The sequence below is a fragment of the Neobacillus canaveralius genome (assembly GCF_047237705.1).
GTDB classification, from domain to species: Bacteria; Bacillota; Bacilli; order Bacillales; family Cytobacillaceae; genus Neobacillus; species Neobacillus niacini_K.
The window spans coordinates 5284367-5301170 of record NZ_JBDFLL010000001.1; the positions used below are offsets into that span (position 1 = coordinate 5284367).

General features: G+C 40.5%; 14 protein-coding genes and 1 pseudogene. 5 read left to right on the forward strand and 10 right to left on the reverse strand.

The window, feature by feature from the left end; genetic code table 11:
• Positions 1–10: 10 nt before the first annotated feature.
• The 9 genes and pseudogenes from ureC to uraD form a co-directional block, all read right to left on the reverse strand.
• Positions 11–1723 (reverse strand): annotated as a pseudogene (gene ureC / locus ABC255_RS25935) (urease subunit alpha).
• Positions 1720–2049: an urease subunit beta gene (locus ABC255_RS25940; protein ID WP_412997974.1), complete on the reverse strand. Its 330-nt coding sequence runs from the start codon at positions 2047–2049 to the stop codon at positions 1720–1722. The pseudogene ureC and the gene ABC255_RS25940 overlap by 4 nt, the downstream one beginning before the upstream one ends.
• Positions 2050–2081: 32 nt before the next feature.
• A complete protein-coding gene (locus ABC255_RS25945; protein WP_412997976.1) occupies positions 2082–2384 on the reverse strand; it encodes an urease subunit gamma in 303 nt (100 codons plus the stop codon).
• A complete protein-coding gene (locus tag ABC255_RS25950) occupies positions 2365–3627 on the reverse strand; it encodes an ArgE/DapE family deacylase (protein WP_412997977.1) in 1263 nt (420 codons plus the stop codon). Before ABC255_RS25950 ends, ABC255_RS25945 begins: the two co-directional genes overlap by 20 nt.
• Before the next feature lie 13 nt (positions 3628–3640).
• Positions 3641–4870: a Zn-dependent hydrolase gene (locus ABC255_RS25955; RefSeq protein ID WP_412997979.1), complete on the reverse strand. Its 1230-nt coding sequence runs from the start codon at positions 4868–4870 to the stop codon at positions 3641–3643.
• A gap of 4 nt (positions 4871–4874) precedes the next feature.
• Complete coding sequence (allB, locus tag ABC255_RS25960) at positions 4875–6248, reverse strand: allantoinase AllB (protein WP_412997980.1); 1374 nt, start codon at positions 6246–6248, stop codon at positions 4875–4877.
• Between the two features lie 8 nt (positions 6249–6256).
• Entirely contained in the window at positions 6257–6616 is a 360-nt protein-coding gene (uraH, locus tag ABC255_RS25965) for a hydroxyisourate hydrolase (RefSeq protein WP_412997982.1), read from the reverse strand.
• Positions 6616–7566, reverse strand: a complete 951-nt coding sequence (gene pucL, locus ABC255_RS25970) for a factor-independent urate hydroxylase (protein WP_412997984.1) — start codon at positions 7564–7566, stop codon at positions 6616–6618. Before pucL ends, uraH begins: the two co-directional genes overlap by 1 nt.
• A 481-nt stretch (positions 7567–8047) precedes the next feature.
• On the reverse strand, positions 8048–8536 hold the full coding sequence (gene uraD, locus ABC255_RS25975) for a 2-oxo-4-hydroxy-4-carboxy-5-ureidoimidazoline decarboxylase (protein WP_412997986.1): 489 nt from the start codon (positions 8534–8536) through the stop codon (positions 8048–8050).
• A 405-nt stretch (positions 8537–8941) separates the two neighbouring features.
• On the opposite strand from uraD, the gene ABC255_RS25980 reads away from it, so the two are divergent.
• From ABC255_RS25980 to adhE, 5 genes are all read left to right on the forward strand, one after another.
• Positions 8942–9412 carry a nucleoside deaminase gene (locus ABC255_RS25980; protein ID WP_412997988.1) on the forward strand — a complete coding sequence of 157 codons (471 nt, stop codon included), beginning with the start codon at positions 8942–8944 and terminating at the stop codon, positions 9410–9412.
• Positions 9413–9436: 24 nt separating this feature from the next.
• Positions 9437–11176 carry an adenine deaminase gene (gene ade, locus ABC255_RS25985; RefSeq protein ID WP_412997990.1) on the forward strand — a complete coding sequence of 580 codons (1740 nt, stop codon included), beginning with the start codon at positions 9437–9439 and terminating at the stop codon, positions 11174–11176.
• Between the two features lie 117 nt (positions 11177–11293).
• Positions 11294–11683, forward strand: a complete 390-nt coding sequence (locus ABC255_RS25990) for an SET domain-containing protein (protein WP_412997992.1) — start codon at positions 11294–11296, stop codon at positions 11681–11683.
• Between the two features lie 169 nt (positions 11684–11852).
• Positions 11853–12080 (forward strand): hypothetical protein, encoded by a 228-nt coding sequence (locus tag ABC255_RS25995; RefSeq protein ID WP_412997994.1) that lies wholly within the window; start codon positions 11853–11855, stop codon positions 12078–12080.
• 91 nt (positions 12081–12171) lie between these two features.
• A complete protein-coding gene (gene adhE, locus ABC255_RS26000; protein ID WP_412997996.1) occupies positions 12172–14775 on the forward strand; it encodes a bifunctional acetaldehyde-CoA/alcohol dehydrogenase in 2604 nt (867 codons plus the stop codon).
• 57 nt (positions 14776–14832) lie between these two features.
• Here the strand turns inward: adhE and htpG are convergent, their stop codons facing one another.
• Positions 14833–16713 carry a molecular chaperone HtpG gene (htpG, locus tag ABC255_RS26005; protein WP_412997998.1) on the reverse strand — a complete coding sequence of 627 codons (1881 nt, stop codon included), beginning with the start codon at positions 16711–16713 and terminating at the stop codon, positions 14833–14835.
• Positions 16714–16804 lie beyond the last annotated feature (91 nt).

A 16804-nucleotide genomic window follows, 5' to 3' on the forward strand; every position in this document is an offset into this window, starting at 1 on the left:
TTTTCTCCTCCTAAAATAAGAAATAACGCTGTGCCATCGGCAGTACTTCCGCTGGTTCACAGGACACTAGTTTTCCATCCACAAGGACTTCATATGTTTGTGGGTCCACTTCAATCTTTGGCATTTCAGCATTGAGCTTCATATCCTTTTTTGAAAGTTGACGGCTTCCATGTGCAGGCTTGATTTGTTTTTTAAGCCCCAGCTTAACATGAACACCAAGCTCTATTGCTGCTTTTGATAAGAAGGTAATGGATGTTGAGTACTTTGCCTTGCCAAAGGAAGCAAACATCGGGCGGTATAAGACAGGCTGAGGAGTAGGGATTGAAGCGTTTGGGTCTCCCATCAAACTGTGAGCAATCATGCCGCCTTTGATGATAATCTCAGGCTTAACACCAAAAAAAGCTGGATCCCAAATCACCAAATCAGCCAATTTCCCAACCTCAATGGAGCCAACTTCATCGGCTATCCCGTGAGTAATCGCTGGGTTAATCGTATACTTGGCGATATATCGCTTAACCCGGAGGTTATCCCCCACTCCTGTATCCTCCGCCATTTTACCTCTTTGCTTCCTCATCTTATCCGCTGTCTGCCAGGTCCGTGTAATCACTTCACCGACACGTCCCATCGCCTGCGAATCTGAACTAATCATACTGAATACGCCCATGTCATGTAGAATATCCTCTGCCGCAATCGTTTCTTTACGGATACGCGAGTCAGCAAAAGCGATATCTTCTGGTACATCAGGGTCTAGGTGATGACAAACCATAAGCATATCCAAATGCTCGTCTAATGTGTTTTTTGTATATGGACGAGTCGGGTTCGTTGATGAAGGAAGTATATAAGGATAGCTTGCCACCTTAATGATATCTGGGGCATGTCCTCCACCTGCCCCTTCTGTATGGTAGGTATGTATGACCCTTCCGCCAATTGCAGCCAGCGTATCCTCCACAAATCCGCCTTCATTTAAGGTATCGGTATGGATGGCAACCTGGACATCATATTGATCCGCAACCCGTAGGCAATGATCAATCGCTTAGGGTGTCGTCCCCCAGTCTTCATGGAGCTTTAGCCCAATGACACCCGCATTTACCTGCTCGATTAACGGCGCAAGAGAGGAGGAATTTCCCTTTCCTAAAAATCCAAGATTCATCGGAAACTCTTCTGCCGCTTCTAACATCCGGTGAATATTCCACTCACCAGGGGTACAAGTCGTTGCATTGGTACCAGTAGCAGGGCCAGTGCCTCCTCCAATCATGGTTGTGATCCCAGAGGATAGCGCTGTTTCAATTTGCTGAGGACTAATGAAGTGGATATGGGCATCAATACCTCCAGCAGTGACAATCATTCCTTCACCTGCGATGACCTCCGTTGAAACCCCAATGACCATATCCACTCCATCCATAAGTAGTGGATTCCCACTCTTTCCAATTCCTGCAATCCTTCCATCTCGTATCCCAATATCAGCCTTATAAATCCCTGTATAATCAACAATAATAGCATTGGTAATGACGGCATCGAGTGCCCCGTCTGCTCTTGTTGCAAGCGGGTGCTGTCCCATCCCATCGCGAATAACTTTACCGCCGCCAAATTTCACTTCATCCCCATAATTCGTAAAATCCTTTTCAATTTCAATAAATAAATCGGTATCTGCTAGTCGAATGGCATCACCAGCAGTGGGACCAAACATGTCGGCGTATTGCTTTCTTGACATTCGAAAACTCATGCAGGGTCCCCCTTTCTTTGATCTAACGGGCCATCTGTTTTATTATTTAGGCCATAAACTTCACGCTTACCAGCGAATGGAACCAGCTCTACCTCTTTTGCATCGCCCGGTTCAAAGCGGACAGCAGTGCCCGCCGGAATATTTAAATGTTTTCCGCAGGCTTCCTTGCGTTCAAATTGCAGAGAACCATTCACCTCGAAAAAATGAAAATGGGACCCTACTTGTACAGGACGGTCCCCTTTATTTAATACCAGCACCAATGAAACGGGTCTACCCTGATTACATTCAATGGGCTCTTTTTTTAGTACGTATTCTCCAGGAATCATTCCATTCTCCGCCTTTACTGTTAAACTAACATTTACCGAATCGGTTCATGGACGGTTATCAGCTTAGTCCCATCTGGAAATGTAGCCTCAATCTGAATATCCCGAATCATTTCTGGTATTCCTTCCATCACGTCCTCGGTGGAAAGAATCGTTGTCCCTTCACTCATCAACTGCGCCACGGTTTTACCATCTCTAGCACCCTCCATAATTTCATAGGTAATGAGGGCAATCGCTTCAGGGTAATTTAATTTCAATCCGCGGTCTTTTCTACGCCTTGCCAAGTCGGCAGCAACGACGATCATTAATTTTTCCTGCTCACGCTGTGTTAATTTCATGGTTTCCTCCTGCCAATAAATCATAAAGGGTACAGGCGATGATCTTGGTTGCAGCCTGTAAATCAGAAAGTCGAATATTCTCATCGGCACGGTGTCCATTTGCCTCTTCTAACACTTTAGGTCCGACTCCAAACATAATCGTAGGAATTCCTGCAGCAAAGAAGTGTCGGGCATCTGTATATAATGGCACTCCGTGAACAGGTAACTCACCCTGCTCTTTTAAAATCGATTGCCAGTTTGCTGCCAGCGCTAGAACCAAAGGTGATTCTTTCGGAACTGGTCCAAAGCTTTTTGCATGAAGGATTTTCCTAATTTCAATTTTTATTCCAGGGATGTCTGATACTGCTTGATGTACGAGGTCTCTAAACTCAGATTCTGCTTCTACAAAGTCCTCTTCAGGAATTAATCGACGATCCACTCTTATGGTGCACTCATCTGGCACCACGTTGGTATTAATGCCGCCCGAAATGAGTCCCACATTCAAGGTTGGAAAATCAATTCCCAGGATGGATGAATTCTTTTCAGCCAGTGTTTTACGATAATCATATAAAACCTGTAAGATTTTAGTAGTCGCCTCAATTGCATCTATTCCTGTATGCGGAAGGGCCGCATGTGCTGACTTTCCGGTTGTTTTGATTTCAAAATGCAAACAGCCATTATGAGCATTTACAGCCGAATAGGTAAACCCTGCCACGATTGCTTGATCAGGCTTGATATAGCCTTGATCAATTAGCCTTTTGGGACCTATTTCACCTCCTGTTTCTTCATCAAACGTAAAGGCAAGGTCCACCCTTCCAGAAAGCTGAGCACTGACCTGTTTTAATGCAAGCACCGCATAGGTATAAGCAGCAATGTCAGACTTTGATACTGCCACTCCTCGCCCATACATTTTTCCATCAACTATTTCTCCTCCATATGGGTCGACACTCCACCCTAAACCAGGGGGAACAACATCTCCGTGAGCGTTTAAAACAACATTTGTCCCTTCACCAAACACTGTAGGTGCGAGGACATTAGCCATACTAATCATCCCATTTGCATTTACACTTTCTTCGTCTACTTCGAGGAGAGACACATTTTCAAACCCAAGCTCGGAAAGCTGTTTCTCTAAAACTCTGGCTATCGGTAAACAATCACCGGCAGGATTATCCGAAGCTGTTTGCACTAACTTTTTCAAAAAAGAAACTAGTTCTTCCTCGTGATCCTGTATCCACTGCACCATCTTTACTTTATCATCATTCATAAATATCACTCCTTTAGCGGTTGTACGCTAATTGATGTAATAATTGTTTAAGTACCTCCAGACCTGTTTCTAAGTCTTTTGTTGAAGTATACTCGAGTGGTGAATGGCTAATCCCACCCTGACTTGGAACGAATAGAATCGTCGTAGGACAAATTCGTGGAAACAGCTGGGCATCATGACCCGCACCGCTATTCATCCAATGGAAGGGAATCGTACTGCTCGTGCAGATGTTTTGGATGATTTCATTAAGCTTACCATCCATTTCGGCTGGCTGAACTTCATGCCACATCTCAACATTTATATCTAAATCATGTTTTTTAGCATGCGTTGAAAACATTTCAGTAAATTGCTGACAAAAAGAGCTTAATACCGATTCGTTTGGATGTCGCGCATCGACAGTAAACAGAACATGATTAGGAATTACATTAGGTACATTGGGCTCAACAAAAAGCTGCCCCACACTTGTTACAAGATCTTCATCGTAATTCTTCACACTTTCGTATAAGTCATGAATCATGTTTACCGCCCCATGCAAAGCGTCTCTTCTCCATTTCATCGAGGTGGTTCCAACATGGTTAGATACGCCATTCACTGTAATTCGGAATCGCTTTTGACCGACAATGGCTTTGACTATGCCAATTGATTTTTCTACTTTTTCAAGGGTGGGTCCTTGTTCGATATGTAGTTCAATAAAATTTTGGATATCATTTCGGACCCTGTATTCGGAAAGTCCAAATCCTGCTGCCATCATAGCTGTCTCGAAGCTTATTCCCTCTGAATCCTTGATTTCACTAATATCATTAAATGAATAAATTCCCGTCATCATACCTGAACCCCAGAGGGCAAGCGGAAAGCGGCTGCCTTCTTCCTCGCAAAAAGAAACCACCTCAAGGTTTATGGCTGGCGTCCCATACGTCTTTTTTAGAAAGTCTAAAGCCAATATTCCAGCAATAATTCCATAGGCACCATCATATTTACCGCCTGATTTGACGGTGTCTACATGCGAGCCAATTAAAATAGTTGGGGCATTGGGATTGGATGAAGACAATCTCCCGAATAAGTTTCCAATAGAATCATAAGTTGTGTCGAGCCCAGCATCCTCCATCCATCCCTTTAAAGCTTGCTGGGCATCCTTCCAAGGCTGGGAATAAAGTGTTCGAGTTACCCCTCCTCCATCTGGTTCTCCCCCAAATGAAGCTAACCAATCAATTGCCTCTTCTAGATTAATGGGGAATTGACCCATAAACTCACTTCCTTGGCTGTATATACTGACCATACTTTTCTGGGGTTACCCCAAATTGGTCGTCATAAATGACTTTCCCTCGTAAAATGGTTTTCTTTACTTTTAACAAAAAATTTCTATTTTCATAGGGAGAATATTGATTTCGAAAGGCAATCGATTGCTGATCCGCTATCGTTGTCTCATCTAATGAAATCAAGGCTAAATCTGCATCTAATCCGTGCACTATTCTTCCTTTCCTTCCCGATATTCCAAACACATTAGCAACATTAGCAGTGCCTAGAGGAAGTATGTCTTTAAGTGGAATTTTCCTTTTCAATGCCTCATCCAGTAATGCAAGCCAGGTAAATTGTACTCCTTGGATTCCACCCCATGCTTCCCAAATGGAATCAGTGTTTTTCATGGAAAAGAGACAGGGTGAATGATCGGAACCAATGGTATCAATCCAGCCGTTTGAAATACATTCCCATAACCCTTCTACCTCTTCCCTCGACCGAAGCGGCGGGGCACACTTAAGGATGGCACCAGCTTTAAGGAAATCTTCTTCATCAAAAATTAAATAATGTGGACAGGTTTCAACTGTAACGTTTATTCCGCTTTTTTTTGCTTGTTGAATGAGTTTAATTACTCTCGCTGAACTGATATGAACGAAGTGGACACATGTACCATATTTTGCAGCTGCCTCTAACGCGTAACTAACCGCCTGTTCTTCCGCTGATATGGGCCTGCTGGCTAGAAAGGCTTTACGCTCGTTGAGGGCGTTTTGATTTTTATAAAAAGTGGTAAGGGTATTAATCTCTTCCTCCCACTCTGCGTGCAATGCAAGGATTTTATTTTGTTGTGCTGCTATTTTCATAGCCTGTTCTAATTGTTGCGGCGGGACATATGGAAAATCATCGATGCCGCTCTCAGACATAAATGCCTTCCAAGCAATAATGCCCTCGCTCATTTGGGCGAGTTCCTCGGTATTACTAATGGAATTACTTGTCATCCCGCCCCACAAAGCATAATCAACATAAGATTGGGAGGTTAGATACTCCCTTTTATTGTGTAAACTCTTCACGGTTGTTACGGATGGTGAACAATTTAGCGGCATATCAAAGATTGTTGTCGTTCCTCCAATTGCTGCGGCAGTGCTTCCGGTCTCAATTCCTTCCCAATCCGTCCTACCGGGATCATTGAAATGAACATGTGCATCAATAAAACCTGGAACGACTAGGCATCCACTTGCGTCTATGGAATTGGTTTTGTTTTCTTTTATTGGCTCAGAATCGCACTCATAGAGAGTATCAATCTTTCCATCTATAATTCTGATACTTGCATACCGAAACCCGTCTTCAGTAAAAACATATCCGTTTTTCACCCAAAGTTCAGTACTCATTTTTCCTCCTAACTCCCTCGGTACGTACTGTACCCTCCCGGTGAGATCAAAAGCGGCACATGATAGTGGGAATCTGGTTCAGAAATACCAAATCTTACGGGAACACGATCCAGGAATGAGGGGGTTCCAGTTGCTGCTCCGCGATATCGGTAATAGTCTCCTATATAAAAATGAAGTTCATAGATACCCATTTTCATATGCTCCCCCTCCAGTAGGGGTTGATTTAATCTGCCATCTTCATTTGTATAGGAAGATGTGATGATTTCTTTCTCTTTGGTCGAGTGGACACGTACTAACTCTACTAACACACCGCTAGCCGGCTTTCCTATACTAGTGTCTAGGACATGAGTTGTCAGCTTCCCTGTCATTACTTTGAGACCCCTTCAGATTCTAGGTCATCACGGGTCATCGAAAAACATTGGAAACCATAAGGGGGACGAGGTTCAGTAAATACTTTCCCTTCTTGTGAGGCAGGAATTTCATCTAAAATCGTTTCCCATGTACGGTTATTAGATTCGAAACGTACTTCTACTAACTGTGGAAAACGCTCTAGGATTCTAGTACCAATACGGTAAATCAGATTTTGGATGGATGGAGAGTTTTCTTCATGAAAAACGGTGTACGCAATATCTCTTACTTGTTCTGATGCCACATAGCCATCAGGTGTATTTCCTCTTGCATCCTCAAGGTCGTTATAACGCCAATCAATATTTAAAAAGATAAACAGCGGGCGATCATGGGATTCCGGCAATGTCGTATATTCATCCTTTATATAGCCGTAAAACGAACTGCCTTTTACCTTAATAAGCTTAAGTCCCTTTAAACTGCTTAGGTGATTGGTGGTGATGATTTCATCCTTTTCACGTTTCACTTCTATGGAGGTTGCTGCTTGTTCGTTTAGTGAATAGCGAAACACCAGTGGACTTGGTTCAAAGCCGCCATTTGCCGGGACAGGAAGCTCTTCAAAGGAAATTTGTTCACCTGAGATTGTAATGCCTGTCATGTGTGAGTAAGTTTCAAGAAAGCGGTGTGCGACAAATTCAAGAAAACCTTCCTGGGTAGCTCCCTGATAATCTCCTGCATGCTTAAGGATGAAATTTTTCATTGAATCCGTTGCAACAACCAGAGTGTTGTCACCATCTTTAAATGAGGGGAAAAATGCTTCACCTTCAACCGCGACTTTTACATTCATGCCAAACAGAATGTTATTTCTGCCTGCGAATGTGGATTCGGGGATGTTTCGAATCACTGTTAACGGCTTAGCGTAGGTTCGATAAACCCATACATCCGCTTTCCCATAGCTCATCGTTCTTTTCATATTGTATTTAGCCTCCTTTTATCATTTTAAAAGGCTTAAAATCAGGTCATGGTTACCACTCTTTTGTTTTTTGGCTCTTCTTGTAAACTTTGTTGATTGAACCTATATTGAGGACAAATCTTTCTGAATGGTTGGGAAATTTGTCCTCAAGACCCTTGATTAAGGACTAATCCTTCTGGCTGGCCTTGAGATTTGTCCTCAATACCTTTGATTAAGGACGAATCCTTCTGGCTGGCCTTGAGATTTGTCCTCAATACCCTTGATTAAGGACGAATCCTTCTAACTGGCCTTGAGATTTGTCCTCAATACACCTGATTAAGGACTAATCCTTCTGACTGGCCTTGAGATTTGTCCTCAATACCCTTGATTAAGGACAAATCCTTCTGACTAGCCCTGAGATTTGTCCTCAATACCCTTAATTAACCATCAAACTATGCGAAAACAACCTTATTTTTTAAGAATTTCGATCATCATGAACAAATCATCCTATGAAAATATCATTCAATCGAAACCCAGCGATTTTATACACTTCACGTAAGGCAATGTTATATTCTTCCTCGTAGGAATTATCAACCCTTTGCTTCATTGCGGCTAAAATGGTTTCTTTGCTTTGCCCTTTTACCGCCATAATAAATGGAAAGGCAAATTTATTTACATACATTTCATTTAACAATACAAACTCCTCAAACTCTTCCTTTGAAAGCCTATCAAGTCCTGCTCCAGCTTGCTCCTTTTGAGAAACCTCAGACATTTGCAATCTTGTTCCTAAATCTGGGTGTGCACGAAGTAACGCTAACTGCCTAGATTCCTCGGCATTTTGAACAATATCAATCATCGTTTGTAAGAGGTTCTCACGGGATTCAAACGGCATACTTTCCCATGCCGCTGAAGCCACCCACGGAGAATGTTCAAATACCCAGCCTACTTTTTGTACAAACTCCTCCTTGTTCATTAGATTTACTTCCTCCATAACCTCACCTCTCTTCCTCCAGCTGATGACCATTCAGATGGCTTACAGTTAAAACTATATATATTCCGAACCTCCTAAAAATACATCACCTGTTCTCTCTCTATTTATGAATCTTCATAAATGGCTCAGGCTTTTGTCAGCTATCGGTAACACAGCAAACTCGTCCTGCCAATTTTTCACTATAATATCGAATTGCCGAAATAGTATCTACAAACGCGTCATATAATCTAACAAGTTTTTTTAATCATCACAGCGATAAAAAGTGTGTTAATAAACCTGACAACAAGGAAGAAATTCTTAGTGTGTTATAGAATAATGAATTTCAAGTTAAATAGATAATTGGACCTTAGTGTCACTCCATAGCTTGTAAATGAATTAAAATATACCAAAGAATGGAGAGATTCCATGTCAGATATTCATTTTATGAAAAAGGCAATTGAAGAAGCGCTCAATAATGTCCTAACCAATCATGGTGGACCGTTTGGAGCCATTGTGGTGAAAGATGGAAAAATAATTGGAGTAGGACGTAATGAGGTTACCGCTTCTAATGATCCAACAGCACATGCAGAGGTCCAGGCCATTCGCGCGGCCTGCAGCTATTTAAAGGATTTTCAACTAACGAATTGCGAAATCTACACGAGCTGTGAACCTTGTCCAATGTGCATTGGTGCTATTTACTGGGCGAGACCAAAGGCCGTTTACTATGCCTGCACGAAACAGGAGGCGGCCAAGATCGGGTTTGATGATCAATTCATTTATGAACAACTTGAATTACCAATGGAAAATCGAAAAATACCCATGAAGCAACTTTTTCCGGACGATGGTGATATTCCCTTCCGAACATGGGAAAGCTCAAAGAATAAAGTAGAATACTAATTCATAGTTAGAGGGTGTCGAGCAATGGAGAAAAAACAATTAGCCCGAAGAATCTCTGTGGCTTCAGGAAAAGAACCCGCGGATACAGTTGTTAAAAACGGCAGGATTATTGATGTCTTTAACGGAGAGATAATAGAAGGAGATATTGCCATTGTCGATGGTTATTTCGCAGGTGTTGGACAATATGACGGGACACATATTGTTGATGCAAAGGGCCGTTATGTCGTCCCCGCTTTTATTGATGGCCATGTTCATATCGAATCGTCCTTGGTGACGCCAAGTGAATTCGCTAAGGTCCTTCTTCCTCACGGAGTAACGACCGTTATCGCTGATCCCCATGAAATTGCGAATGTCCTGGGTACGGCTGGCATTCAATATATGCTAGATTCTTCCGAAGATCTTCCCTTTGATATTTATGTAATGCTGCCTTCCTGTGTTCCTGCAACTAGCTTTGAAAACTCAGGTGCTATTTTAAAAGCGGAGAATTTAAAACCCCTTTACCAACATCCACGAGTCCTAGGATTAGCTGAAGTCATGAATTTCCCTGCTGTCCTAAATGCAGAGGATGATATGCTCAACAAAATATCTGACGCAATACAGTTCGAAAAAAAGGTCGATGGTCATGCTGCAGGATTATCTGGAAGTGACTTGAATGTGTATATGGCTGCGGGCATTAAGACCGATCATGAAAGTACGACAGTGGAAGAAGCGAAAGAACGCCTTCGGAGTGGAATGTATTTAATGATTCGTGAAGGGACTGTAGCAAAAGATTTACAGAATTTGATTCCGGTAGTAAATGGGTATAATTCCCGGAGGTGCTTATTTGTTACCGACGATAAGCATTTAGATGATCTAGTGCTCGAAGGCAGCATCGATCATAACGTTAGACTGGCAATCAACTCAGGAATATCCCCAATTAGCGCTATTCAAATGGGTACAATCAATGCAGCAGAATGTTTTGGGCTTAGTAATAAGGGAGCAATCGCGGCCGGTTACAAAGCAGATTTTTCTTTAGTAGAAGATCTTGATACTTTAAAAATCGTACATGTTTATAAAGACGGAAAAGCTGTTGTACAGGATGGCAAGTTGGTTACTGATATTAGTACCATCCATATGGAGGACAGTGATTCTCTAAGAAACTCAGTCCGCTTTAATGACCTCTTAAAAGCGAATCTCGATATCCCGTTAACAATAAATAAAGCAAATATCATTGAAATCATCCCTAACAGTCTCGTGACACGGCATATCGTGGAGGAAGTGGATACATGCAATCAAGGGCTCTTCCAACCCTCGACGAGTAGCGATCAGTTAAAGCTTGCCGTAATCGAACGCCATCATTTGACCAAGCAAATTGGTTTAGGCATTGTCAAAGGCTTAGGATTAAAATATGGTGCAATTGCGACCACTATTGCACATGATTCACATAATCTCATTATTGCTGGAACCAATGATGATGATATGATTTTAGCTGCCAATACGATTAAAGAAATGCAAGGTGGGCTGGTGGTTATTAAAGAGGGCCAAGTCCTGGCATCATTAGAATTACCGATTGCAGGTTTAATGTCTGACCGCCCTTACAGGAAAGTATATGCCAGTCTCAATAACCTTCACATTGCTCTTGAAAAGCTGGGAGCAAACGACCATTTCAATCCCTTTTTAACCCTTTCCTTTTTAGCTCTTCCTGTTATCCCAGAGATAAAACTTACTGATAAAGGTTTATTTAAGGTATCAACATTCGAGCATATTAACATCAGTCCTGATTAAATTTCGTGCTTTTTAGACACACTATCATGCGAGAACCAAAAATGGTTGCTTTCAATGCCATTACCTGTCAAACTATAAGGATATCTGACTTCAAGAAAGTAAATGTAGGTGACGAACATGATAGAAGTAAAATCTTCAAAAATCAGTGACGGAGAGTTCAATAGAGGAGTATTCGCTACACGTGATATTAAAAAGGGTGAACTTATCCATGAAGCACCCGTTATCGCCTATCCCAATGCTGAGCATGAACATATCGAAAAAACATTGCTTGCCGACTATGCGTTTGAATATGGGATCAACCACACATGTATTCTTTTAGGTTATGGGATGCTATTTAATCATTCCTATCAGCCAAATGCCACTTATGAGATTAATTTTCCAAACCATTCCTTTGACTTCTTTGCTTACAAAGACATAAAAGCAGGCGAAGAGATTTTTATCAACTATAATGGCGATGAAGAGGATCAAGAACTGCTTTGGTTTGATAAAGAAAAGCTAGAAGACTAACAGCCCAACGATTAAGGGCTGTTTTTTTTTCCTTCTCCCCCCTACTTAGGTAAAAAGGACCATTTTCGGTATTATCGTTAATAGTTCAAAGTTTGTTCAATATTTCACAAACTTTTATCTAAAATCAGTGTTATTATAAATTCATAAAGAGCACAAGGAGTGATAAGACATGATGCTATGTGAATGGAAATCCTTCTCAACAGATTCTGAAACCTATACACAAGAAATTTTCGAAGAGACTGTTGGTGATGAATTTGAGGCAATGATGTTTAAAGATAATGAAAATATTCCATGTTATATTTGGACAGTGAATTTTGTCATCATCGTAAAAAAATACTCTAAAGTACTTAATGATATCTCTTTTGAAAAGATACCGCGAAATCCAGTTTGTGAGTAACAAGGTAATTCCCTATCAATTAGTTAGTTATTATTTTTTATATAATCTTGTGAAATATTTCACAAAGTCTTGAATAATTGGAGGAATTAAAATGGCAGTGGCAGAAAAAACCGGCAAGGAATTGCAAAGTGTAACATCCATGATTGATACCTTGGTAGAAAACGGACGAAAAGCTTTAGAGGAATTCCGCAGCTTTGATCAAGAAATGATTGATACGATTGTGAAGGAAATGGCCTTGGCTGGTCTTGATCAGCACATGCAGCTTGCAAAACTTGCTGTTGAGGAAACCAAACGAGGTGTTTATGAAGATAAAATCATTAAAAATATGTTTGCAACTGAATATGTCTATCATAATATCAAATATGATAAAACCGTCGGCATTGTAAACGAAAACGAGCATGAAGGAATCATTGAAATTGCAGAACCAGTTGGTGTAATTGCAGGAGTTACCCCTGTAACCAATCCAACGTCCACAACAATGTTTAAAGCACTAATCTCTATAAAAACGAGAAATCCAATTGTTTTCGCCTTTCATCCATCCGCACAAAAATGCAGCAGCGAGGCGGCAAGAATCCTTAGGGATGCAGCGATAAAGGCAGGCGCTCCTGAGAATTGCATCCAATGGATTGAAACGCCATCTATTGAGGCTACACAAGCACTAATGAATCACTCTAAAATATCTATGATTCTTGCAACTGGCGGCGCGGGAATGGTCAAATCTGCTTATAGCTCTGGTAAACCTGCTCTCGGCGTTGGACCTGGAAACGTCCCTTGCTATATGGAGAAATCAGCCAATATCCATCAAGCAGTAAATGACTTAATTTTATCAAAGACTTTTGACAATGGAATGATTTGTGCTTCTGAACAGGCCGTTATTATTGATCAAGAGATTTATTCTCAAGTCAAAAATGAGATGATTGCAAATAATTGTTATTTTTTAAATGAAGAAGAAAAGTCGAAAGTTGAAAAATTAGTAATTAATGAAATTTCATGTGCGGTTAACCCGAATATTGTTGGCATGGCTGCAAGTAAAATTGCTGCATTGGCAGGAGTAACTGTTCCAGAAAACACAAAAATACTTGTAGCTGAATTAGACGGCGTCGGACCAGCATACCCTCTATCAAGAGAAAAATTAAGCCCAGTCCTAGCCTGTTACAAGGTTAATAGTCTTGAAGAAGGCCTAAAAAGAGCAGAAGAAATGTTAGAATTTGGCGGTTTAGGACATTCTGCCGTCATCCATTCCCAAGACCAAAATGTCATTAAGCAGTATGGCTACCGAATGAAAGCTGGAAGAATTATTGTCAACGCCCCATCTTCACAGGGTGCCATCGGTGATATTTACAATGCTTATATGCCTTCACTAACCCTTGGCTGTGGTTCTTATGGAGGAAACTCTGTTTCTACTAACGTTGGTGCGATTCACTTGATCAATATTAAAAAAGTAGCCCAAAGGAATGTTAATATGCAATGGTTTAAAGTTCCGTCCAAAATCTATTTTGAAAAAAATTCAACACAGTATTTAGCTAAAATGCCGAAGATTTCTAAAGCATTCATTGTAACGGACCCTGGAATGGTGAAACTAGGCTATGTAGATAAAGTACTATACTATTTAAGGAAAAGACCTGATTATGTTCACTGTGAAATTTTTTCAGAAGTAGAACCAGATCCATCCATTGAAACAGTCATGAAGGGTACCGAAATGATGGCTAAATTCCAGCCGGATGTAATCATTGCCCTTGGCGGCGGTTCAGCGATGGATGCGGCCAAAGGAATGTGGCTGTTCTATGAAAATCCAGAATCTGAATTCTTTGGTTTAAAACAGAAATTTCTCGATATCCGTAAACGTATTGTGAAATATCCTAAGTTAGGTGAAAAGGCACAATTTGTAGCGATCCCAACTACATCTGGAACAGGGTCGGAGGTAACTTCCTTCTCCGTCATAACCGATAAGGAAGCAAATATTAAATACCCGCTCGCCGATTATGAATTAACACCAGATGTAGCGATTATTGATCCACAGTTTGTAATGACTGTTCCAAAACATATTACAGCTGATACTGGAATGGATGTATTGACTCATGCAATTGAGGCTTACGTGTCTTGTATGGCTAATGATTATACAGATGGACTTGCGATGAAAGCAATCCAGCTTGTATTCGAATATCTGCCTAGAGCCTATCGAAATGGCAATGATGAATTAGCACGTGAAAAGGTGCATAATGCTTCAACAATTGCTGGGATGGCCTTTGCGAATGCATTCCTTGGTATCAACCATAGCCTTGCCCATAAGCTAGGCTCAGAATTCCATATTGCTCATGGACGTGCAAATACAATATTAATGCCACATGTCATTCGCTATAACGCAGCTAAACCGAATAAATTTACAGCATTCCCGAAATATGCGCACTTTGTAGCAGATAAGCGTTATGCAGAAATTGCAAGAACACTTGGACTTCCTGCCAATACAACGGAAGAGGGAGTTGAAAGCCTTGTTCAAGCGATCATTCGCCTGGCAAAAGAGCTTGAAATCCCAATGAGTATTGAAGCAAATAATATTGATGCTGACACTTTCGAAAGCAGGGTTGACTACCTCGCAGATAAAGCCTTTGAAGATCAATGTACTACTGCTAACCCTAAGCTTCCATTAGTAACAGAACTAGCTGAAATTTATCGGAAAGCGTATAAGGGAGTTTAAAAGAGTTTAATAAACAAGCTAAAAAAGCCATCCACTGCGGATGGCTTTTTAGGCGTACTATACCATAATCTTACAAATATCATTCGTAAATTCAACTGGATCTTGTATTGGCAGACCTTCAATAAGCAGTGCTTGATTGTAAAGCAACTTTGTATACAGATCTAGCTTTTCTTTATCATTATCAAAAGCTTCCTTTAATGATTGGAAAACTTCATGATTTTTGTTGATTTCCAAAACCTTGTCCGCTTTAATATTTTGATTATCTGGCATGGCAGCAAGGATTTTTTCCATTTCAATGGAGATGTCGCCTTCAGTTGCAAGGCAGACAGGGTGAGACTTTAAGCGTTTTGAAACTCGGACATCCTTGACTTTACCCTCTAAAATATTTTTCATATAGTCAAAGATTTCTTTGTATTCCTTCTCCTCTGATTCGGAATCGCTCTTGTTTTCTTCGCCTTCAATTCCTAAGTCCCCACTGGAGATGGATTTAAATTCTTTCTCCTTGTAGGTCATTAACATTTTGATTGCAAATTCATCGATATCCTCAGTGAAATAAAGAATCTCATAGCCATTTTCAGAAACAAACTCTGCTTGTGGCAATTTATCGATTCTTTCAATCGAATCACCTGATGCATAATATATATATTTTTGATCTTCTGGCATTCTTGATACGTATTCGTCTAAAGTGACAAGCTTCTTCTCTTTAGAAGAGTAGAACATAATTAGATCCTGCAATACCTCTTTATTAGCACCAAATTCACTATAAACTCCGTATTTTAATTGACGGCCAAATGATTTATAAAATTCTTCATATTTTTCACGTTCATTTTTTAACAAGCTTTGCAGCTCACTCTTAATTTTCTTGTTAATATTTTTAGAGATAAGCTTTAATTGGCGATCATGCTGCAGCATTTCTCTTGAGATATTAAGAGATAAATCCTCAGAGTCAACCATTCCTTTTACGAAACTAAAATGGTCAGGAAGCAGGTCTGCACACTTGTCCATTATTAATACACCATTTGAATAGAGCTCCAAGCCTTTTTCAAATTCTTTTGAGTAGAAGTCATATGGAGTTTTTTCCGGGATATATAAAATCGCATTATAGCGTATAGTCCCGTCAACACTTATATGGATATGTTTAATAGGTTTATCAAATCCGTAACGTTTTTCTGCGTAGAAGTTCGCATAATCATCGTCACTTAGTTCGCTTTTATTTTTTTTCCAGATTGGAACCATGCTATTAACGACTTGTTCTTCAACATATTCCTCAAACTCATTATCGCTTCCCTCTTTTGGTCTCGTGCTAGACACATCCATTTTTATCGGATAGCGGATAAAGTCGGAGTACTTCTTGATAATAGACTTTAAACGGTACTCTTCTAAGAACTCATCATAATTTTCATCTTCGTTATTTTCTTTGATTGTTAAAATAATCTCGGTACCAACAGAGTCTTTTTCTGCTGGCTCAATTGTATATCCTTCTGCTCCATTAGATTCCCACTTGTAGGCTTCTTCACTTCCTAATGCCTTACTCGTTACAGTAACTACGTCCGCCACCATGAATGCTGCATAAAAGCCGACACCGAATTGACCGATAATGTCATAGCCATCCTTTAGTTCTGTTTCCTTTTTAAAGGCTAACGATCCGCTTTTCGCAATTGTACCAAGGTTATTCTCAAGGTCTTCCTTCGTCATACCTATCCCGGTATCAATAATTTTCAATGTTCTAGTTTCTTTGTTAGGAATTACTTTTATAAAGTAACTGTCCTTATCGAAGTTTAACGAGTCATCCGTTAATGCTTTGTAATAGATTTTATCAATCGCGTCGCTGGCATTAGAGAGTAACTCTCTTAAAAATACCTCACGGTGTGTATAAATAGAGTTAATCATCATTTCTAATAGTCGTTTAGATTCAGCTTTAAATTGTTTTTTGGACATAGAAACCTCTCCTTATTCAAATTGTTAGATAGATTTTACTTCGATTAGCACTCTTACCCGAAGAGTGCTAATCCCGACATTAATTAAATAT